The 20556-nt window shown below is 37.4% G+C and carries 19 protein-coding genes and 1 pseudogene; 14 read left to right on the top strand and 6 right to left on the bottom strand.

Annotated elements, in window-relative coordinates:
• Positions 1-922 precede the first annotated feature (922 nt).
• Positions 923-1468, top strand: coding sequence for a hypothetical protein (locus IG80_RS0103485; RefSeq protein ID WP_032112588.1), 546 nt, complete (start codon positions 923-925; stop codon positions 1466-1468).
• Between the two features lie 50 nt (positions 1469-1518).
• Complete coding sequence (locus tag IG80_RS0103480; protein ID WP_032112587.1) at positions 1519-1968, top strand: hypothetical protein; 450 nt, start codon at positions 1519-1521, stop codon at positions 1966-1968.
• Between the two features lie 241 nt (positions 1969-2209).
• Here IG80_RS0103480 and IG80_RS0103475 read toward each other — a convergent pair whose 3' ends face one another.
• Positions 2210-2647, bottom strand: a complete 438-nt coding sequence (locus IG80_RS0103475) for a hemerythrin domain-containing protein (protein WP_052045964.1) — start codon at positions 2645-2647, stop codon at positions 2210-2212.
• Between the two features lie 155 nt (positions 2648-2802).
• On the opposite strand from IG80_RS0103475, the pseudogene IG80_RS13850 reads away from it, so the two are divergent.
• Positions 2803-2949 (top strand): annotated as a pseudogene (locus IG80_RS13850) (IS6 family transposase); the annotation flags it as partial.
• An 86-nt stretch (positions 2950-3035) separates the two neighbouring features.
• Here the strand turns inward: IG80_RS13850 and IG80_RS0103470 are convergent.
• Positions 3036-3527 (bottom strand): leucine-rich repeat domain-containing protein, encoded by a 492-nt coding sequence (locus tag IG80_RS0103470; RefSeq protein WP_032112586.1) that lies wholly within the window; start codon positions 3525-3527, stop codon positions 3036-3038.
• 16 nt (positions 3528-3543) lie between these two features.
• Between IG80_RS0103470 and IG80_RS13845 the strand changes: the two genes are divergently transcribed.
• Both IG80_RS13845 and IG80_RS13840 read left to right on the top strand, forming a co-directional pair.
• Positions 3544-3834, top strand: coding sequence for a transposase (locus IG80_RS13845; protein WP_075553188.1), 291 nt, complete (start codon positions 3544-3546; stop codon positions 3832-3834).
• Positions 3835-3879: 45 nt separating this feature from the next.
• Positions 3880-4548: a transposase gene (locus tag IG80_RS13840; protein WP_198027147.1), complete on the top strand. Its 669-nt coding sequence runs from the start codon at positions 3880-3882 to the stop codon at positions 4546-4548.
• A gap of 82 nt (positions 4549-4630) precedes the next feature.
• Here IG80_RS13840 and pdeM read toward each other — a convergent pair whose 3' ends face one another.
• Both pdeM and IG80_RS0103445 read right to left on the bottom strand, forming a co-directional pair.
• On the bottom strand, positions 4631-5317 hold the full coding sequence (pdeM, locus tag IG80_RS0103450; RefSeq protein ID WP_052045962.1) for a ligase-associated DNA damage response endonuclease PdeM: 687 nt from the start codon (positions 5315-5317) through the stop codon (positions 4631-4633).
• Positions 5307-7763 carry a ligase-associated DNA damage response DEXH box helicase gene (locus tag IG80_RS0103445; RefSeq protein ID WP_032112584.1) on the bottom strand — a complete coding sequence of 819 codons (2457 nt, stop codon included), beginning with the start codon at positions 7761-7763 and terminating at the stop codon, positions 5307-5309. Before IG80_RS0103445 ends, pdeM begins: the two co-directional genes overlap by 11 nt.
• A 51-nt stretch (positions 7764-7814) precedes the next feature.
• Between IG80_RS0103445 and IG80_RS0103440 the strand changes: the two genes are divergently transcribed.
• The 6 genes from IG80_RS0103440 to IG80_RS0103420 all read left to right on the top strand — a co-directional run bounded on the left by IG80_RS0103440 (position 7815) and on the right by IG80_RS0103420 (position 14375).
• Positions 7815-8813 carry a ligase-associated DNA damage response exonuclease gene (locus tag IG80_RS0103440; RefSeq protein WP_032112583.1) on the top strand — a complete coding sequence of 333 codons (999 nt, stop codon included), beginning with the start codon at positions 7815-7817 and terminating at the stop codon, positions 8811-8813.
• Positions 8810-9784 (top strand): ATP-dependent DNA ligase, encoded by a 975-nt coding sequence (locus tag IG80_RS15560; RefSeq protein WP_052045960.1) that lies wholly within the window; start codon positions 8810-8812, stop codon positions 9782-9784. Before IG80_RS0103440 ends, IG80_RS15560 begins: the two co-directional genes overlap by 4 nt.
• Positions 9751-10470 (top strand): ATP dependent DNA ligase, encoded by a 720-nt coding sequence (locus IG80_RS15555; RefSeq protein WP_052045958.1) that lies wholly within the window; start codon positions 9751-9753, stop codon positions 10468-10470. Before IG80_RS15560 ends, IG80_RS15555 begins: the two co-directional genes overlap by 34 nt.
• Before the next feature lie 632 nt (positions 10471-11102).
• Complete coding sequence (locus IG80_RS0103430) at positions 11103-11609, top strand: hypothetical protein (RefSeq protein WP_032112582.1); 507 nt, start codon at positions 11103-11105, stop codon at positions 11607-11609.
• 94 nt (positions 11610-11703) lie between these two features.
• Positions 11704-12063 (top strand): helix-turn-helix domain-containing protein, encoded by a 360-nt coding sequence (locus IG80_RS13070; RefSeq protein WP_052045956.1) that lies wholly within the window; start codon positions 11704-11706, stop codon positions 12061-12063.
• A 932-nt stretch (positions 12064-12995) separates the two neighbouring features.
• Positions 12996-14375, top strand: a complete 1380-nt coding sequence (locus IG80_RS0103420; protein ID WP_198027145.1) for an MFS transporter — start codon at positions 12996-12998, stop codon at positions 14373-14375.
• A 311-nt stretch (positions 14376-14686) separates the two neighbouring features.
• Here IG80_RS0103420 and IG80_RS0103415 read toward each other — a convergent pair whose 3' ends face one another.
• A complete protein-coding gene (locus tag IG80_RS0103415; RefSeq protein ID WP_032112581.1) occupies positions 14687-15397 on the bottom strand; it encodes an IS6 family transposase in 711 nt (236 codons plus the stop codon).
• A gap of 163 nt (positions 15398-15560) precedes the next feature.
• The gene (locus tag IG80_RS0103410) at positions 15561-17219 is read right to left on the bottom strand and encodes an inverse autotransporter beta domain-containing protein (protein WP_198027143.1); all 1659 of its coding nucleotides are present in this window, start codon (positions 17217-17219) and stop codon (positions 15561-15563) included.
• A gap of 893 nt (positions 17220-18112) precedes the next feature.
• Here IG80_RS0103410 and IG80_RS0103405 point away from each other — a divergent pair.
• The 3 genes from IG80_RS0103405 to IG80_RS13060 are packed head-to-tail and all read left to right on the top strand — an operon-like array spanning position 18113 to position 20422.
• A complete protein-coding gene (locus IG80_RS0103405; protein ID WP_032112579.1) occupies positions 18113-18703 on the top strand; it encodes a PAS domain S-box protein in 591 nt (196 codons plus the stop codon).
• A 26-nt stretch (positions 18704-18729) separates the two neighbouring features.
• Complete coding sequence (locus tag IG80_RS13065) at positions 18730-19674, top strand: sensor histidine kinase (protein ID WP_052045954.1); 945 nt, start codon at positions 18730-18732, stop codon at positions 19672-19674.
• Positions 19652-20422, top strand: coding sequence for an ATP-binding protein (locus tag IG80_RS13060; RefSeq protein ID WP_232224361.1), 771 nt, complete (start codon positions 19652-19654; stop codon positions 20420-20422). Before IG80_RS13065 ends, IG80_RS13060 begins: the two co-directional genes overlap by 23 nt.
• The last annotated feature ends 134 nt before the right edge of the window (positions 20423-20556 follow it).

Here is a 20556-nt window from a genome sequence, read left to right as displayed (position 1 = left end):
TCTCATTTTCATTTGTCACCTAAACTTTAATTAATATCTAGTTATCTTCTCAGATTTGCAGAAAAAACAACTCATTTTTCATAAAGGTATACTATGGAGATTAGTATAAGCAGATATGACTAAAACTTAAATACCATATTAGCTTGGTGTTTAGAAAACAATGATAAGTGTTACAGGATTCTGTCGCGTTATTGGCAGAAGGGCTTGGTCATCGCTCTGCTCACAGTTAATAAAAAATGGGAAATAAAATGATTTTTGAAAAACGGTTGGCTTTATCTTTTTTCTGAGGTGCAAAACCAGGTTGCTTATTAAATAGTTATTGGCAACAGGTTTAGGTGGCACGATAGAGTATATTTCATAAATAAAAAGCATGAAAGGTGAGGGAGGGAATTAATGTCTCCTAAATTATAAATTTAGAGACACCTTAAATTATATGAAATAGAGTGTCTATAAAATCGTATTTTGACATATTAGTAGACATAAATTCTAATAATCGACTTAGGAGACATAATAGGCTCATGTGGCTGTTCGGATATGCTCGTATTTCAACGAGCCAACAATCTCTCAATATTCAAGTGAAGGGGTAAGGTTCTGTCGCATCTATTGTGTGTCAAGTTATTTAGGGGTTAATTGTATTTTTCCTCATACCAATGGCTGGCTTTGCCAAAACGAAAACCCGTACTATCAAGAATCAAGCTAACCGATTCGCCTCGTTCTATTCTTTTGCCTTGCAATCAGGATCGGTCTATATATGACGGTGCCGGTTATAGACCTACTTAAGAATATCTTTCGCACTTTTAATATTTAGCTTGGCTCCTCCCTAATTTAGCACGCATGAGAAAAATAAATCAGGTTTAATCTGATTTATGTCAGCCTAAGTGTCTATCTTTTGAACGTAATTCAGCAAAAAAAGGAGATAATAATGACTACTGATAATTTAGTTGTTTTAGGGGCTGACAATCTAGTTACCGTTGTATTTAGAGATCCAAGAAGTGCTGAAGTAGCTTATCTCAATCTAATAAAAGAAGGGTATAACAAAGAAGATATTAACTTAATAATGTCTGACGAAACCCGAGATAAATATTTTTCTAATAATAAAATAGTATCTCAAGAAGATATAGGCAATAAATCTTTAGAGGGTATGGGAATAGGAGCCGCTGCAGGAGGTGCAATTGGAGCTATCGCATCAGCAATAGCTGCATTAGGAACCTCTCTCGTTTTGCCAGGTTTAAATCTCATAGTTAGTGGAGCTCTAGCAGCTGGATTAGCTGGCGCAGGAGCTGGTGCTACTGCAGGTGGTTTAATGGGCGGATTAATAGGATGGGGTATTCCTGATGAAAAAGCTAAAATCCTAGCAGATGAAATTGAAAAAGGCGGGGTAGTAATAAGTGTTGAGACCGAAGATGAAAACGATAGAGATTCATTGATACAGAGGTTATCTATGACAGACATAAATAAAATTAGCTAAAGCATCAAGTACCCATTTAGCCAACAATACTTAATAAATAGGAGTATTATATGCACAGAAAATTATGCTTTTCAGTCTTTGCAATTAGTCTCTCATTTTTAAATATCCCAACTTTTATTGCTACAGCTATGGCTGCTTCGGATGAAGCAATTATTTCTGTACCAAAAGGAACAATCAATGTCATTAATGAAAATTTTAAAGACCTCATAGTAGCTTTTACAGGGCAAGGAAAAACCCTAGATGGTAAGCCACCTATTACTTACAATCAAAAAATCGATGCCGGAGAAGAAAGAAAATTTAAGGTTGAGTATTTAGGTGGGGCCCAGTTTTATTCTATTACAGGAGTCCTTGCTGATGGGGTTATAGTGCCATTTACAGAAAGTACTTGCACAAATTTGAATGTTAACCAGCATTATAAGGTAACATTTACAAAAGTTGATGATGTTGTAACCCAGTGTAAAGCAGAACTACTTGACGAGGCAGGCCAAGTAGTAAAATAAAGTATGTACTTTTAAGTCTTATGACACCCTTAAGCAAGCCCCCTAAAGCATATTTTCAAAAAGTGAATGGGGGCAAATTTTACGAATAAAGCCAGTTTAGCTACTTATTTAATTTTCCACTTAATACTAAATAAAAAGCAATCAGCTAAACTAATATTTGTTTAACCATCGCACGAAGCAACTAAAGAAAACTTAACATCCTCCCTTTGATTTACCTGGGGGAGGATGTTAATTCCCTTTTTTAACCTTTGTCAGCTAGCTTATTCTTCTGTAGTCGAAATTGATCACCTAGTTCTTTTTCCTCATTCTTATCAATAATTTTTCTTGCTTCTGGGAAAAGCTTATTTTCTTCTTCTTCTATATGGTGAGAAAGATTTTGCATCATTTCCTTAGCGATTCCTAACCATTCTTCTCCAGAAGAGATTTTGCTTGTAATCTCCTCTAGCTGATTTTCTACTTCTTGATGCTCAGAATAACTATGCTCTATCTGGCTATCTAGAGAATCTCTTTTTTGTAAATGCTTATAAAATATTTCTTCTTCAGCGTGAGCATGCAGAAGAACCTCTGTTTTTATTTGATTGAAAAGATCCTCCTGTTCTTTACCTGAGTGAATAAGCATTTCTCTATATAATTGTTTGACTTTATTGTGATCTACAATTAGCAAGTCATAAATAGTCATTGGGATTCTCCTTAGAGGTATAAATCATTTATAAAAATCCAAGCAATCTAACATAAGGAGAAATTAATTTATTTTTTAGACTTCACTTGCATCAAATAGGGCGCTGTTGCAAAAATTTGTCTCTTCTCGGATAAGAGAGATAAAAGGGGGCGAAGATGAGTGATTTTAAATGGCGGCATTATCAAGGACAGATTATTCTTAGCTGCGTGAGATGGTACTGTAAGTACGGGGTCAGTTATCGAGACCTTGAAGAAATGATGGTAGGGCGAGGTGTAGAAGTAGACCATACAACTCTATATCGCTGAGTACAGCATTACGTGATCAGAGGTGGACCCTAGAATTCGGACAGGATGAAGTTAAAATATACACGAATACTGTTATATCGGGTTTAATCGAGGATAATACGATTTCCAAAATTTTCTTTAAGCTCTGCCTTTTTGATCTCGCTGATATTGTTATACCTTAGGTTGAGAGAGGTGAGGGAGGTATTAACCTTAAGAGCCTTAGCAAGAGCTTGAGTCCCTATAGAGCTAATCTTATTAGTACTTATATCAAGAGATTCAAGAGTGTTATTATGGAGCAGAGCTGCTGCAAAATGTTCAGCGCCCTCATCTCCAATATTATTACTTTCTAAGCCAATACATTGAAGGAATTGGTTCTTTTCGAGCGCTCTGGCAAGGTAAGCTGCGCCCAAAGCACTAATCCTGTTGGTTCCTAAGTAAAGCGCATTCAGAGCCGACTGGTTTTCTTCAAGCGCGGTTGCAAGGTATTTTAAACCTTCATCAGTGATATTGTTAAGTCCTAAGAGGTTTGTTCGGGAGGGAGGTAAAGTATTGCCATATAGCTTTTGAATGTTTAAAGTTTGGCAAGCAAAAAGCAAAAATAGATCACAAGAAATGCCATACAAGCAAAAACTAAAAGACGCCAGCTCTAATCCCAGAACGAAGCCAAGTTATAAAGTAACCAACTGGAGCGCCTACAACAAAAGCCTTAAAAAACGTGGACAATTAAGTTTGTACTTTCCTCAAGGAAACCTCAAATCTGTCTTTATCAATCAAAATCCTTATATCCTTGGTGTTTCAGGACAGCAATCAACGTATACACCCGCTTATATTGAACTCATTTATACCTTTTATCGTTTATTTGATTGGGGGATACGTCAAATAACGGGCTTTTTTGAGGACTAATGGCAGATCAAGGGACTTGATATTCCAGTTCCAAGTTTTGGACACTTGAGTGATTTATTCTCCGTCTTGCCTGTAAAAGTTCGCCAGTTCTGTAACAAGCTAGCCAAACAGATAGCAGGAGGAGAATCAATAACGTTGATTCTTGATAGTACAGGTTTTCGTTTTGGCAAAGCCAGTCATTGGTACGAAACAAAATATGGCAAGCCTTGTAATCAAAAACCTTGGCGCAAGATGCATTTATCGATTGATCCAGAGATGAATATGCATGCTGTTGAGATTACAGATTATGAATCATCTGACATTGGGATGATGGATAACCTGATTCCTGAGAATGAAACTCAATCTACAGACAAGGTTATAGCTGATGGAGCTTATTACAGCAAAGAAGGCGTTGAAAGGCTTCATAACAAAAGAATTATACCAGCCATCCCGCCGCCCTCAAATGCTGTGATTCATGGTCAAGAAACCACAAAGTGGCATGATAAAGTTGTTCAATATATTAAAGATAAGGGAACAGTTTTTGCTTTTCATAAAAAATATGGCTATGGCCTACGGGCTTTAGTTGAAGCTCAGATTTCACGGATTAAAAGATGCATCGGGAGCAGTCTGAAGACTCAAAAGATCGAATCCCAAAAACGGGAAGGCATCATTATTGCTAGCATCATCAATAAGTGGAATTCATTCGGCAAATGCGCGTCCGTTAAAGCAGGATAATTATGTCCAATCAACGGGTTAATCGTACCCTCCCGAACAAACCTCCTTTAAATTAAGACTTTAAATTTCATCAAGTAGATACTCACGACAAATCCAGGTAAAATTGAATAGGTACAGGATTTGTATCTGCGACTGCTATGCTAAACCTTTGTCCTAATATATGCGTTATAGCTGAATGGTGAACATCTAATCCGCCAGTATATGTTCCAAATGATGGCATAATCAAAATGTTTTTGTTCCATGCAAAGCATGGCTTTCTAATAACTGTTTTTTTTAGATTAAGTGTATATTTTGGATGATAATGGCCAATAATAAAGGCATTTCCCTCTGTATAGTTGTCGAGCGAATGATGAAATTCTATCGTTTTTTCTTTTATAAAACGGAGCTTTTCTCCCTCTAAACCAGCAGGTAATTCATAATCATGGTTACCATATATCCAACACCATCTAGGAACAGATTTTATAAGAGAAGCTATAAGGTCTTTTTCTTGCTCTTCAAAATTAGAATAAGAATTGCTTCTGTGGAAATTATCCCCAAGACATATAACCCTTTGCGGTTCAAGTTTATCGACAAGGATTTTCAGCTTACCTAAAGTTTCTTGAATATCATATGGCGGTAAATAAACATTTCGGCTTGTAAACGATATGCCTTTTCCTAAATGAAGGTCAGAAACAATTAAAGAGGATGTCTTAGGCCACCAGATACATTTTTCTGTTAACAACCATAATTCTTGGCTTGAAAAATTAATTTTTAAAAAATTATAAACCATCAATTTTCTTATATAGTTTTTCTGCCTGCTTTTGAAGAAAATGCATTTCCAGAAGAGCATCTTTAGCAGGATTATTTAAACTTTCGCTCAAACTTTGTACAACAATGTGAATTGCAAAGGGGGTTATACTTTTGCAAAGCTGATAATGAATTTTTCTTTGGTAAGTAGATAAAAAATCTATCAGTCGTTTCATGTCTACTAAATTTTTTTCTGCCTCTACCTGATTTCCTTGTAAAAGAATATGATTAGGTTCATATTTCTTAAGAACATCATAGATAAGGTCAGTGCTAAATAAAACCTGTTTTCCTTTTTTTGCATGCCCTGGATACTTACTATAAATTAGGCCTGAAACAGTCGCAGTATTCCTAAAATAACGTTTTAGCATGCTGGATTCCTGTAACCATCGGTTGTAAGATTCCATACACAGATCAATATTCCATAAATTATCTAAGCAACCAGGAGAAAGTGGATAAATACAACGGATGCTTAGACCATAATCAGAAACAGTAAAGCCTAAAGGGTTTACACCGGCCTGTTCTAGCCTATAGCTTAACAAAAACCCTAAAGTTTGATTTATAGGCCTTCCTTCAAGCGTGTAAATCGTTAAGTAGTGCAAACCATCATGCGGAAATAGTTCTACTAGTAATTCTTGTTTCTTAGGCAATGAAGATATCTTTTTTTGAGTTTCCAACCAAGCGTGGACATAGTCTGGCAAATTGCTATTCTCAGCGGAATTTTCAATTGTCTCCCTCAGAAGCTGACTCAAATTTGTGGACAAAGGCATACTTGAGCCAACAAATGCTGGCACCTTAACTTGGTTAACTTTTGCGACAGATACCTCGGCAGCAAGACCATTAACTTCCCTAAAACATAAAGTATGCCCAGCAAAAAAGAAGGTATCTCCCGGTTTTAAATTTAAAATAAATTTTTCTGCAATTTTGCCTAAGAAGGTCCCCTTTCCCTTTTTTCTTTTTCCGCTATTCTTGCCCGTTACCAGCATCACCTTCAGTTTTTCATTTTCAATAATTGTTCCCATATTAAGACGATGTATCTTTTGAACCTGGTTAGAAGCAGGTGTGAAAAAATTTTTATCATTAGCAATTAGTTTATGAAAATTAGTATAATGTTTTAAAACGTACCCTCCATTGACAACAAAATCAAAAATACTTTTAAAAGTTTCCATCTTCATATGTTGGTAGGGATAAGCATTCTTTATTTGAAAAAATAACTCTTTTGGGTTGATTGGTTGCGCACATGCACAAGACATAATGTGCTGCGCTAAAATATCAATAGAACCTTTTAGATGTGGCGGCTCATCATCCAACATCTTTAATTCAATTGCTTTAAGAGCTGCTTCACATTCCAACGCTTCAAAACGATTTAAGGGAACCAGAAGAGCTTCACTAGGTCTCTCAAGGTTGTGATTTGATCGGCCAATACGCTGTAATAAGCGACTAATTCCTTTGGGAGCGCCAACATTAATAACCATATCAACATTGCCCCAATCAATCCCCAATTCTAATGAAGAGGTAGCAACAATGGCTCTTAAAGCTCCCTCAGCCATAGCTTGCTCAACTTTCAAGCGTTGCTCTTTACTTAGGGAACCGTGGTGAATTGTGATGGGTAGGTTATGATTATTAATGCTCCATAGTGATTGTAAAAGGCTTTCTGCTTGAGCTCTCGTATTCACAAAAATAATATTGGTAGAATATTTAAGGATTACCTCATAAATACTTTTCACAACTGGCGCAATAGCATAATACCCTGCCAATGGTAATGGTTTAGAAGGATACAATATTTTTACATTTGGATTAACCTTTTCTTTTTCTCTAATAGTATGGGATTTTTGTGGGCATCCTAGCCACCTAGCAACTGCCTCAGGATCCTTTATAGTTGCTGATAAACCTATCCGCTTAGCTGCCGGTGCTAATTTTGATAATTGGGCAAGTAATAAACTTAGATGATCCCCCCGCTTTGTTGAAACGAAGGTGTGAATCTCATCTATAACAATTACTTCCAGAGTTTTAAATTTATCTAACAATTGAGAGTAAGACAGCATTAAAGCAAGTGACTCAGGGGTAATTAAAAAAATATTAGGTGGCTTTTTATTTTGCTTTTGCCTTTCATAAGGTGACGTGTCACCAGTTCGGATGCCTACGTCAATTGGTAGGTTTATTTCCTCTATAGGTCCACGAATACTACGTGCTATGTCATAGGTAAGTGATCTTAATGGCGAAATGTAAAGAGTATGCATTCCTTTAAATTGGGTTTTTTGAAGAAGAGATAGGTAGATAGGAAGGAATACAGCAAAAGTTTTTCCTGCTCCAGGCGGAGCTGTTAAAAGGATATTTTGATATGTATGATAAGCTGCCAACATTTTTTCTTGATAGGGACGTAAGCGCCATCCTTTTTTATCCAGCCATTGCTGAAAGGTTTCTGGAATCATCTTTTATTTATTTCCCAATTTGCTGTGCTGTGCATCTTAAGCTTTTAAAAAATGGTTGATTGGCTTTATCCAAATGAATACGGGTTGTATTGTAAGCCAGGGAATTTTTATATCGATCCTTGGCGGCCTGTACGTCATGCTTTAATTACACATGGACATGCAGATCACGCAAGGGTAAATAATGAAAATGTTTTATGTACTCTTGAAACCCAACTTATTATGAAACATCGGTATGGAGCTGCGGCTGGAAAGCATTTCCAGGTAGCAAAGTATGGAGAAACACTAAAAATTAATGATACAAGTGTTAGCTTTTTTCCGGCAGGCCACATATGGGGAAGTGCACAAATTCTTATAAGCTATAAAGGTTATAGAACTGTGGTATCAGGTGATTTTAAAAGGCGACCTGATCCAACTTGTTGGCAATTTGAACCTGTGCCTTGTGAGACTTTTATTACAGAAGCTACTTTTGGAATGCCGGTATTTACGCACCCAGATGATAGCATTGAATTACACAAGCTTATTCAAAGTATATCTATAAATGAAGATAGGGTTCACTTAGTTGGATGCTATGCTCTTGGAAAATGCCAACGAATAATTTTACGTTTACGAGAACTAGGCTACCACAATCGTATCTATTTACATGGCTCCATGATGGGGTTGATAGAGCTATATAAGGATCATGGATTTGATTTCGGTGACATTGAGCATGCTTCAAAATTAGAAAAAAATCAACTTTCCAATCAATTAGTATTGTGCCCCCCTTCTGCATTGAAAGATCGTTGGTCAAGGCGTTTTAATAATCCGGTTATTTGTTTTGCCTCTGGTTGGATGCGTATTCTTCAACGCGCCAAGCAAAAAGGGGTTGAGCTTCCAATTGTGATATCAGACCATGCAGACTGGCCAGAACTCGTTCAAACTTTACATGATGTTAACCCCAGTGAACTTTTAGTCACTCATGGACGTGAAGAGTCTTTAATTCACTATGCCAAACAGCATGGATTTAATGCTAGTCCTCTATCAATATTTCATGCAGAAGGAGAAGAAGATTGAAAAATTTTGCTTTTCTTATCCATCAGCTGATATTAACACATTCAAAAAATGAAAAAATTAGGATATTAACAAATTTTTTTAAAAACACACTAGATCCTGAAAGAGGTTATGCGTTAGGGATCTTGATCAATCAGCTTGATTTTCCTCTTGTTAAGCCATTACAATTAAAGGCCTTAGTTTCTACAAAAATTGATCCAGTTCTTTTTAATTATTCATATGAATATGTTGGAGATTTAGCTGAAACTATTGCTTTAATATGGCCATCTGCTCCAAGCGATCCTCTTCCTTCCTTCAATGAAATTATCCATTACCTTCAACAATCAAATCGTGAAGAAGCTCTGCACCAAATTGAATTATGGCTCAACCAAGCAAATGAAATTGAACGGTGGGCTCTTATCAAGCTTATTACTGGAAATTTAAGAATAGGCCTATCAACTCGCACAGCATTTATAGCTTTGTCGCGTATAAACTTGGATATTAAGTTAGAAGAAATTGAAGAAGTTTGTTTTGTTCTATCTCCCCCTTATAAGGCCTTATTTGACTGGCTCAGCGGGAAAGAAGAAAAACCCACCATTAACCACAACCTTAACTTTCGCCCTCTTATGCTATCCCACTCAATTACATCCGAAGAATTAAAAGAGTTAGAACCTAACAAGTTTATTGTGGAGTGGAAATGGGATGGTATTAGAGTATTATTAGTTGGAAATGGTCAGGAAACCCGTCTTTATTCGCGCAGTGGCGAAGATATTTCAATTACTTTTCCTGAAATCACTAAGAATATCAAGCTTAATGGTGCCCTAGATGGTGAGTTGTTAATCAGTAATCAAGAGGGTATCGGATCTTTTAATGATTTACAAAAAAGATTAAATCGAAAGGCACCCTCCCAAGTTTTCAACAAAGATATCGTCCTATCATTCATTTGTTTGATACTCTATTTTTGGAAGAAAAGGATCTTAGGTCTTTTCCTTTAAACCAAAGGAGAAAACTTTTAGAAAGTTGGATTTTAAGTAATCCCTCATCTTATCTAGATTTGTCTGAACCCATTCCTTTTCAAAATATTACAGATCTGCAAGAAGTTTATAGATCAAACCGTTTGCATGCTAAATTTATCCATGCAGAAGGCTTTATGGTTAAAAATCTTTTGAGCCCTTACTTAAGTAGTCGTGTAAAAGGCCATTGGTATAAATGGAAAAAAGAGCCATTTGTTATTGATGCTGTTTTAATGTACGCTCAACGGGGTCATGGTAAAAGAAGCTCTTACTATTCTGATTATACTTTTGGTGTATGGGCAGCTGATGAGAAAGCTGTTCAAGTTTTAGTGCCTGTAGGTAAGGCTTACTCCGGTTATTCTAATGAAGAGCTTATTATTCTAGATAAATGGATAAGGAAAAATATCCTTCGCAAGTTCGGGCCTGTATGCGAGGTTAACCAGCATTTAGTATTTGAAGTAGAGTTTGAAGGAATTCAGCTGTCTACGCGCCATAAATCTGGCCTAGCTATGCGTTTTCCTCGTATTAAAAGGATTAGATGGGATAAAAAAGCTTGTGAAGCAGATACTCTCGAGTCAGTGAAAAACTTACTAAATAAAAAAGATCATTATAATTTGAGTTGTTTAGAATACGGTTTGGAAAAAATGAATGCGTTAAGTTATGAGTAAAAATCAGCTGAATAGCTAGTTATGTGCATCTCGGTTTTATTGCATTCCTCTTAATCATAAGCAAATTGCATCTTTAGCCGGCTTGGCTTCATATGCTTGTGAGAGTGGTAAATTACGAAGGAAAGCTATTATAAAGGAATTAAAGTCAAAATATCCTATTAAGCCGTTTTCATTCTCAGTTTGTTGAAAATTTCCTAATTTTAGTCACGCCAAAATTTCGTGTAAAAGCCCTGAGGAATCACCACAGATAGTATTGTATATCAACTTATTGCTAGTGTGCGCCACGAGGCGCTTGTTTGCTAGTGGCTGCAAGAGCCACCGTGAAAGTGTCGACCCAGCACATCACGTACCGAATCTTGGGTGTATGGAAGTAATGACATGGACTAAGCGTAGAAAGGGATGCGATAGGCCGTAAGCGAAAGCTGAAGTGATTAAGCTCCGTTAATTGAGAAATTTTAGGATCGTCGATGGTGTACTAGCCCCAGAAGACAATATGGAGACCATCCCAAACCGGGGGGGGGGGTGATCTGCAAAGTGAGGAAAAATAAGAATCGGCTATTAATAACTTAGATGATTTTTAAGCGCATCTATCAGTTTATTGCGAGGAAATTAAAACTTGCAAATTTAGGTATTTGTACCATCACCCCCAAGTTTGGGATGGTCTCCTTTCACAAAAAGAAACCGGTTTTTCTATCTCTTTATCTTTGGAAGAACACAATAGGAGCCTAACCCTCAAAACATTTAGCTTGGGGATAGGCGAGCATTTAGAAATCCAATGGTTGTCTTTATATGATACTGCGATGGTTGAAATTGTTTTACAAGGGTTAGAGCTTCTTTTCTTTATTGCCGACTACTTTGATGAGGAAGCAATAAGGCTCATTTTGGAAAAGAAAGATGCTGAAAACTTATCGGCTTTTGATTCTTTTTTTAATCCCCAAGATGCCCAGACTTTTTTGATGCTCACCACATCTCTTGAGGACTACGATGTATTTGTGGAACAAACAGAAAAACTGAAAATCACAATTAGTAAAGAGTTATGGAAAAGACAAAAAGATGATCTTTCCCTCAGACATTATCTCCAAAACAAAACAAAAAAAGACCTTTTTTCTCTTAAGGTTCAAAGCCAGAAAAAAAGTTAGCTAGTTCTAACAGAGAAAACGTAATTCCTTTTCCGATTAGAGAAAGAAAAGCAACTATAAAGAAGGCTATTCAATAAGAAAGACAGATATAAAAATGCCACCGAAAACTTCCCCCCTAGAAAGCCTTATAGGTAAAAGATTTAAAGAACGTCGCCAGCAATTAGGATTACCACAGCATTATGTGGCAAAAGCTCTTGGGGTAACAAGCCAACAAATTCACAAATATGAAAGTGGTTTAGACCGTATTTCGGCAGGCCGCCTTCTTGAACTCGGTCGCTGCCTTTCTGTTCCTATTTCTTTTTTCTATGAAGGATTAGAGAAATTTGTGACACCTGGAAAAGAGATTCTTGTGACGTGTGCCGGTTTGGATGGAAAACAATTTATCATTAAATTTTTAGATCATGAGGGAATTATCTCTGATGTAAAGATTCTGGAAAGGAAAGCCTGTCCCTAAAGCTAATTTTAATTACGTAAGTAGCAAAAAACAAAGCCTGTTTTTAATGAAGGTTGTACGTAAACGTCAATTTGTAATTAATATAAGGGAAACAATAATAGAATCATTTCAAATTGAGCCAGCCGCTCACATAAATGAAAATACAGTAATAAACTGTTCTCAATAAAGCTCTCCATAATATTAATAGGGGAATTTCGATATTTAAGAGGAATAATGATGTCCTATTTAGGAAATCCTCTTCATGGAGATAAATCTAAAAAGACAGGGTATAATATGAGAGTGAAAGCCCTATACTGGCTACTTTGTTGTTGAGAAGCCCTAATCAACCTCCCAACACATGGTAGGGAGGAGAGAAAATCACTCTCACCCTCCCACCTCTGGATAACTTTGACAGGTTTGTTGAGTACAGGGAAGCAATAAAAATCAAGATACAGCTGCGTCTCTGGCAAGAACAAAGAGACGATTATTGTCTGCGCAGTTACCTTCAAAGCGGAAAAAAAGATGCATCTCTTCAACTCCAAGATCTTATACTCCAAGAATCAAAGCCTCTTGCTGAGATGGGGCTGATCATTGTTTTTTCTCAATTTTCTAGACTGGGTTAATGGCATAGCACCTTTTAAAAATACTCATAAACCGAAATGATAAAAATGAGATAGGGTTACCCAAAGAAGAAGTAAAATTAATCGCCAGCTATATTGGGAAAAAATTAAAAAATCGGTGCAATTTTTTCACATTAACACAGCATTTTGTGGGATCCCCAAGGGGAGGACCATGCTATTTTATATCTCAGATGCTACCGTTTTTATAAAGAGAGGCACATTTTGAGAAAACTTAAGCATTTTTCTCTCCCTTTTAATAAGAAAAGAAGGCTTATCATTTACGCAGTTTTAAAGGATGGTTAAAAGTCTTAAGTTTTTAATTATATGGGCTACATGATGAATAATTCAGAACTAATCCCTTCTCAATCTTCTAACAGCTCTAGCGGCTTAAATTCCGATAAAGAAAAGCACACAGAACATTTAACCATAAATCAAAAAGAAGCAATTGGTCTCCTTCAAATTGGTACATTTCTTGAATATTTTGATTTAATGCTGTATGTGCATATGGCTGTTTTGCTTAATGAACTGTTCTTCCCCAAAACTGATCCGCATACTACGGCGCTGCTTTCAGCATTTGCCTTTTGTTCAACTTTCGTTTTAAGGCCATTTGGAGCTTTAATTTTTGGTTATTTAGGTGACAACTTGGGACGAAAGTCTACCGTCATTCTCACCACGATGTTGATGGCTATCTCTTGCATCACTATGGCTAATCTTCCGACCTATGCTCAGATTGGCATCTCTGCCGCCTGGATGGTTACGATTTGTCGGATGGTTCAAGGAGTGGCTTCTCTTGGAGAAATTGTTGGCGCAGAAGTCTATTTAACTGAATCCTTACCAGTCCCTATTCGCTATCCTTACGTCGCTTTTATTGCCGTTGCTTCAGTATTGGGAACTGCCATGGCACTCGTTATTGCTTCTCTTTTTACTTCTTTTGAAATGAGCTGGCGGATGGCATTTTGGATTGGTTCTTGTGTAGCGGCTATTGGTTCTGTTGCACGCACGCGCCTGCGCGAAACGCCAGAATTTGCCGATATAAAAATGAAACGGCAGCGCCAAAAATCCTTGGAGACGGCCAGCAAAAAAGAACTGGTTCAATCTAAAAAATTAATGCAGGCTGCGGTGATATCGAAAGATAAAAAAAGCGCTCAAAAATCGGGGCTCATGTTTTTTCTGATACAATGCGCTTGGCCTATCTGTTTTTATTTTGCTTATATTTATTGTGGGAATATCCTGAAATCATTGGGCTACACTGCCGAACAAGTTATTCACCAAAATCTTGCAGTCACCCTTATTCAACTTTTAAGCCTGACTGGGGTAGCTGTTCTTAGTTATTGGGTTCATCCTCTGAAAATTCTTAAAACAAAACTCTTCCTCTTTCTCATCTTTATTCTTATTTGCCCATTCGTGTTAGAATATGCAAACACTCCCCTTAGTATATTCTTTTTACAAGCCCTAACTGTTGCCTTAGCACCGGACAGCGCACCAGCCATTCCGGTTTTTTTAGTCCATCTCCCTGTTTCCAGGCGTTTTACTTATGCCAGCTTTACTTATGCTCTCTCGCGGGCTTTTATGTATATTGTGACATCGTTTGGATTAATTTATTTGACAACATGGTTTGGTCATTGGGGATTATGGCTAGTGTTTGTTCCTTCTATTATTGTCTTTTTATTAGGTGTCAAGCATTTCGAGCAGCTTGAGTTTCAAAGTGCTTAACGCTTAATGTGAGGATTGACGATGTCACCGTAAGCTGTTTAATGGTTGGTCCAAGTCTAGGTTCCACTAGAGTTCATCAACTTAAATTTTGAAGGAGGGATATCAATTGCCAAACGCCATTTAAGATACCACATTGCAAAATAAGTGTGAAATTTATTTGCGGAGGAAGGATTAATTAGAACGCTCCCTTTCATGCTTTTCCAAGTAGCTCAATTGTTTTCCTCCCTTAAGAAAATGTAATAAAAAATTGGTTAGTGGGGCACCGTCAACTTAACTAATAGAGGGTAGATTGAGGGTGGGAACTGTCAAATTTAGACAGAAAGAAGCTGTAGAGCCGCCTCCAGCCAAATGGCCTTGGCGACAGAGAAAGCAAGTCGTTGATCTGGTGCTTTATTCTTGTACCGACCAACTTCCACTGAAAAGATATTGCGGACCTTTCCCATCAGGGACAATAATCTTTGAACTCCAGGAGCAGACTTAAATTTTATCAAGCATTTTTCTTTACGGCGAGTCGGTTGATGGGCGTTTTCGATACGATTGTTGAGCCGCTTGTGGGTCCTGGGATCTACTTTACGGCACATGAATTGGATCGGCTTTACATAGCTTTTCAATTTGTCGGTAACAATAACCCTTGGGGCTGGGTGCGTCCCCAATAATCGGCTTAGGAATCTGATAGCCGATCTCTTATTGCGACGTTTTTGGAGAAAGACATCGAGCTCCATTCCGTCGCGATCGACAGCTCTCCATAAGACAAACATCTCTCCATTAATCTTAAGAGCCATTTCATCCAGATGCCATTTATCTCTCGGTTTCCTCTCACGCTTCTTTATGACATCTATAAAATGAAGAGCGAATTTAGTGCACCATTTCCTGACCGTCTCATGACTCAGGGTAATTCCTCGAAAGGCTAGTTGTTCCTGGACATCTCTATAACTATGATTGAAACGGTAATAAAGCCACACGGCTTGGCTGATTATCGAGACCGGGAAGCAGTGACGTTTGGGAGCTTTGATTAAGGACATGGCGGAATCATACCAACTTTATTTTTTCCTTACTTTATTCCTATTTTGCTTCTTTGTTAAGTTGACGGTGCCTTTGACGGCTCTTATGCGTAAAATCGTTATCATTGCTAATGCTAAACTTAAATCTCTACAAACATAGTTGATGACGGTGCCCGTGCCGCTTCTAGCCTTTCTTGCTCTTCACGTTTTCCAGACGTGCTGCTGCTTCAAGGCGTTCGGCTTCAAGATGGGCTGCTTCAAGACGTGCTGCAGCTTCAAGGCGTTCGGCTTCAAGACGGGCTGCTTCAAGACGTGCTGCTGCTTCAAGGCGTTCGGCTTCAAGGCGTTCGACTTCAAGGCGCACTGCTTCAAGGCGTTCGGCTTCAAGACGTGCTGCTGCTTCAAGGCGTTTGGCTTCAAGACGGGCTGCTTCAAGACGTGCTGCTGCTTCAAGGCGTTCGGCTTCAAGACGGACTGTTTCAAGGCGTTCGGCTTCAAGACGGGCTGCTTCAAGACGTTCGACTTCAAGGCGCACTGCTTCAAGACGTTCGACTTCAAGACGCACTGCTTCAAGACGGGCTGCTGCTTCAAGACGCACTGCTTCAAGACGTTCAGTTTGTCGACGTTGGTGCTCAAGGTGCAGATGTTCGGCCTCTTGGCGCTGACGCTCTGCAAGTTGATGAGTAGCCTCTACTTGACGAAGGAGGTCGCCGGCTAAAATTTCCCCGTCATACTTCCCATTTGATAAAGAAATCCATTTTTTATCTCCTCCATCTTGTTGTAACTTGCTCTTAAGCGAATCTAAATGGGTTAGTTCTTTTAAACTATAAGGATTTTCATACTGTCCTTGCGGATCTGCGGGGGAAGAAGCCCCATCTTTTTCAACAAAGTAAACATTATTTATTACTGTCTCATCTGTTCTTAAGTGAGATATATCTACAGTAGGAGCCGCCACATTAGTAATAGTATCAATACCAAGTTCAGGAAGGTCAGTCATCCTTTTTTCTAGAGCAGTTAGCTTTCTTACTTTGTTATTGCTTTCTCCCAAAGGAACGCGCAATTGGAAGCCAATGAAAGCATTCCTTTTTCGAACGTTATCATGACTTCCTTCCACAATTAATGAAAAATTATCATGCAGCTGCATATTGGCGCGTGCGCGAACACCATTAATTGATTTTGCACCTGAATGCCCTTGGAAGTGATAATAAGCTCCATACACTCTTAAAAAATTAAGACCTGGAATAGCATTCCCTATTTCCAGATCTAATCCTTTTAAAGGTACTTCTTTAGTTTTAAGGGTTTTTAGAGAGATTGGGGTATAAATATATTCATTATGTCCCTGATATTTTGTCCAAGGTTTACCTTTCACCTCTTCTTTACTTTTTTCAATTTCTTTAGAAGTATTCTGTGTATAGTAAAAGTTGACGCGATAATCCCATGTTTCACTAAGGGCCTCTAACCCAAAAGTTATCTGATTGACAAAATTGGAGAATTCCGTACGCCGCCGATCATAAAAACCATATACGCCTAAAATAAATTTCTGGTTGCCAGTAATCCAACGTTTTCCAATCCCAAAATTTCCTTCTCTCGATGGTTTTGAATCAGCCATAAAGCGGAAATCAACATACAGAAGCTCTGTATCATTTTGCCATAATGGAGACAACAAGGCGAGTTGACCTATATGTCTTTGGTTGCCGTATTTTCCCCCAAGGTTTATCGTGGGTTGCCACTTTTTATCATAAAAATAACCATCTTTATTCTGCGTCTTTTTATCAGAATTACTGTCCTTTGCTGTGTCTGTTGATGTATTAGAAAAAGCTGAATCCGGAAGAAATAAGGCCAAAGAAACTGTAAAAAGGCATATTTTTTTTAAATTCTTAAGAGAATTTTTTTTAATAAAATTTATTTCCATTTTTATATTTTATTTCTTATTCATTAAAATAAACTTATTTAAAAAATTACTATAATTTACTTAAATATTTTTTTATTAAAAACGCTTATTATTAATTTTGTATTGTAGGAGATATTATAATAGTTTTTATGTTATAAAGTAATAATATTTAATGTTGTTTTATACTTAATATTTTAATGAAAATGAATTTCATTTATGTAAAATTTGCATTTATTATAATAATAACTAAAACAAAAAACTTACACATTAACAGTGAAGAAGCTACCAACTTAAGAGTCAAGTAACAGAGCGTGGCTGGGTAGGTTTGTTTGGGAGGGTACGATTAGCTCGTTGATTGGGATAAAATCTCGAGAACTACCATTATAAATTCTTTTACTAAATACTAATATAACTTTTTATTACACTTCTCTTTTGTATAGACTCAGCAAGCAGGATTAGGTCAAAGGGCCGCATAATCTGGCATGCCGATTGCGGCCAAAATCTAATAATAAGGGAGCAATTTATCCTTTTATCTTATTTGCGCAATAAAGCACTTCAATATACTACAAATCTAACTTAACCTTTACTCACGATTCTTGATAGACACTCCAGTTTTCTTTACGCTTTTATATTTCAAGGGAATATTATCTCAGTTTTTACCTGCCATAGTATTGCTTTATATTTTATACTTTTTTAGAAATAAGTTATATTGGAATAAAAACTTCTTTTTTTCTTATTTTATAATTTACTTCATTAAATTATAAAATTTCATATTCTGCTATAAATTAGCTTCTTCTGACTTCCTTAAAGTAATTTTTTTATCCTTCCTCCTATGGAGACATATTATGCTTTTTTCTTCTTTTAAATCTTCTCTAAGTATAATCAATGTCACCTTTTTTCTTTCTACTTTACTTCCTTCCTTTTCAAAAGCCAGTGAGGAAATGGAAAACCACGCACTCTTATCTTCCTCTTCCCAAAAAACTTTATCTGCTCCTGCTCAAAGAGAAGCGACCTCTTTAATCCCTAGCCGTTTGTGGGGAATTCGCGAACAGGAAATCGACTATCTATTCAACACCTGCACGGATTTGGTCTGTATTATTGATGAGAAAGGATGCTTTCAAAGGCTCAATGCGCAGGGAGCAGACATTCTAGGTTGGGAAATGGCAGAACTTTTGGAAAAACTTTTCCTCGATTTAGTGCATCCTAAGGATATAATAAAGACTCGAGAGTATTTATACGGAAAGCATCCCGCAGTTATGGTAAATAAGGTGCGGCGTAAAGATGGCAGTTACTGTTGGCTCGACTGGATAGCTTTACCTGATCTGAGTGAGCCTACCTCTCAAGGTCAACCCATCCTTTTTGCCCGCGATATAACTTTACAAAAAGTTTCCGAGAAAAAACCCGAAAGGCTCTTAAGATTTCGGCGAAGGGGTTAAAAAACTACAATCAGATTCTTAACACCGTGATCCGTATTCAAGCAAGTTGGACACGTGAAATACTTGGGGGGCCTCTAGAAGACGGAAAAAGCTTAAAATCACTTTTAAAAAATTTATTACGGTTAAGTCAAAGCGAATTTGCCTTTTTAGGATATTTTAAGAATACAGCAGTCAGTGCAGAGCTTTTAAATCCTATTTTCTGCCTAAGTCCTAAGGCTTCTCCTGAAATCCAAAAATTTTTCAGCAGGTGTAGAAAAGAGGAACAACCATCTTTACACCCTTTTGAAAGTTTGTTTAAGAAGCTTTTACGGACTCACCAACAGTTTATTCAGACTAAAACTACTGCTTTAAATAAATTAGGGCTGCCGTCTTTAAAGACTTTCATTGGATTGCCTCTTTTGTGTGAAGAAGAAACTATAGGAGTTGTTGGGTTAGTTAATGCGCCTCTCGCATATTGTGGCTCCGCAGTCACGGAGCTTCAGCCTTTAACTCGCTTGGCTTCACGCATAGCTAACGAGTGCCGCTTATATAAAGAAGCAGAAAGTCAACGGATCCATCATCTGCAGGCTCTTAAAGCGGCCAGTGATGCTAAAACAACGTTTATTTTCCATATTTCTCATGAAATTCGCACCCCTTTAAGTGGTATCGTAGGTTTGCTAGATCTCATAAGCGAAGACCCTTTAAACCCTGAGAATTCTGAATATATAAAAGGGGCTCAATCTGCTTCGTTGACCGCACTCAATTTACTTAATGATACCTTAGATATTGCAAAGATCGAGGCCGGGCAATTTAAGCTTGAAAGTATTGAATTTAATCCGTTCCGATTGGCACAAGAAGTTGTTCAACCTTTTTTTCTTCTAGCTAAAAAGAAAGGTATTGCCTTAAATTTGATGATTGCGTCGGAAATCCCTGATCATTTAATCGGCGACCCCCACACGCTTACAACAAATTTTTTTCAATCTTCTTGGTAATGCCCTTAAGTTTACAGAGCATGGCCGGATTAATGTAGTCTTAAAACCGGGCAAGAGAGATCAAGCAAGTTTAGGGGCTAATAAGAATAGTTTCATTCTATGCGGATCTGTAAAAGATACAGGTATAGGAATTTCTTTTGAGGCACAACAACGCCTGTTTCGTCCTTTCTCACAAGCCGACACATCAACAAGTCGTCGTTTCGGGGGGACAGGTCTAGGGTTGTCTATTGTGAAGAATTTATGTGAACTGATGGGTGGAACTATTTACATTAAAAGTCAGCCTCAAAAAGGAAGTACTTTTAAATTCCAAGTTATTCTTCGTCATCCAGAGCGGTTTTTTTCTCCTCCCCTTCCTTCTCCAGAAGTTATTGACCTACATGATATACGCGTATTATTGGCAGAAGATAATCTTATAAATCAAACAGTCATTAAAACAATATTAAGCCGTAAAGGATGCTTGGTAACGGTTGTTGACAGTGGTATAAAAGCAGTCGAAGCTGTTAGAAAAGCAGCCTTTGATTTAGTTCTTATGGATGGGCAGATGCCAGAAATGGATGGCAGGGAAGCTACAATCCACATTCGCCGTTTGTTCTCAAAAAAAGAATTACCAATTATTGCGGTAACAGCAAGTGCTCTGAGAGAAGAGGAAGAAGAGTTTTTTGAAGCAGGTGTTAATGGATATGTGACTAAACCTATTCAAGCAAAAACTCTTATTTCGGCAATAACTAAATGCTTAACACTCACATAATTTATAAGGAAATTGCATAAAGTAAAGTTTTGACGCATCAGGGGCGATTGAGCTCTATATGCTTTTTCAGAGAATCTTTTATGATTTTCTCCTTTAAATAGAAATTAATTCTGTAAGAATAATATCGTTATTTT

The sequence above is a fragment of the Candidatus Paracaedibacter symbiosus genome, from assembly GCF_000757605.1.
Classification (GTDB): Bacteria; Pseudomonadota; Alphaproteobacteria; order Paracaedibacterales; family Paracaedibacteraceae; genus Paracaedibacter_A; species Paracaedibacter_A symbiosus.
This window is presented reverse-complemented; position numbering and strand designations above follow the sequence as displayed.

What these genes read in the sequence shown, in the direction of transcription:
- IG80_RS0103485 (WP_032112588.1), top strand. Translation starts at nt 923, where the DNA reads ATGACTACTGATAATTTAGTTGTTTTAGGGGCTGACAATCTAGTTACC.
- IG80_RS0103480 (WP_032112587.1), top strand. Translation starts at nt 1,519, where the DNA reads ATGCACAGAAAATTATGCTTTTCAGTCTTTGCAATTAGTCTCTCATTT.
- IG80_RS0103475 (WP_052045964.1), bottom strand. Translation starts at nt 2,647, where the DNA reads ATGACTATTTATGACTTGCTAATTGTAGATCACAATAAAGTCAAACAA.
- IG80_RS13845 (WP_075553188.1), top strand. Translation starts at nt 3,544, where the DNA reads ATGCCATACAAGCAAAAACTAAAAGACGCCAGCTCTAATCCCAGAACG.
- pdeM (WP_052045962.1), bottom strand. Translation starts at nt 5,317, where the DNA reads ATGGTTTATAATTTTTTAAAAATTAATTTTTCAAGCCAAGAATTATGG.
- IG80_RS0103445 (WP_032112584.1), bottom strand. Translation starts at nt 7,763, where the DNA reads ATGATTCCAGAAACCTTTCAGCAATGGCTGGATAAAAAAGGATGGCGC.
- IG80_RS0103440 (WP_032112583.1), top strand. Translation starts at nt 7,815, where the DNA reads ATGGTTGATTGGCTTTATCCAAATGAATACGGGTTGTATTGTAAGCCA.
- IG80_RS13070 (WP_052045956.1), top strand. Translation starts at nt 11,704, where the DNA reads ATGCCACCGAAAACTTCCCCCCTAGAAAGCCTTATAGGTAAAAGATTT.
- IG80_RS0103420 (WP_198027145.1), top strand. Translation starts at nt 12,996, where the DNA reads ATGATGAATAATTCAGAACTAATCCCTTCTCAATCTTCTAACAGCTCT.
- IG80_RS0103415 (WP_032112581.1), bottom strand. Translation starts at nt 15,397, where the DNA reads ATGTCCTTAATCAAAGCTCCCAAACGTCACTGCTTCCCGGTCTCGATA.
- IG80_RS0103405 (WP_032112579.1), top strand. Translation starts at nt 18,113, where the DNA reads ATGCTTTTTTCTTCTTTTAAATCTTCTCTAAGTATAATCAATGTCACC.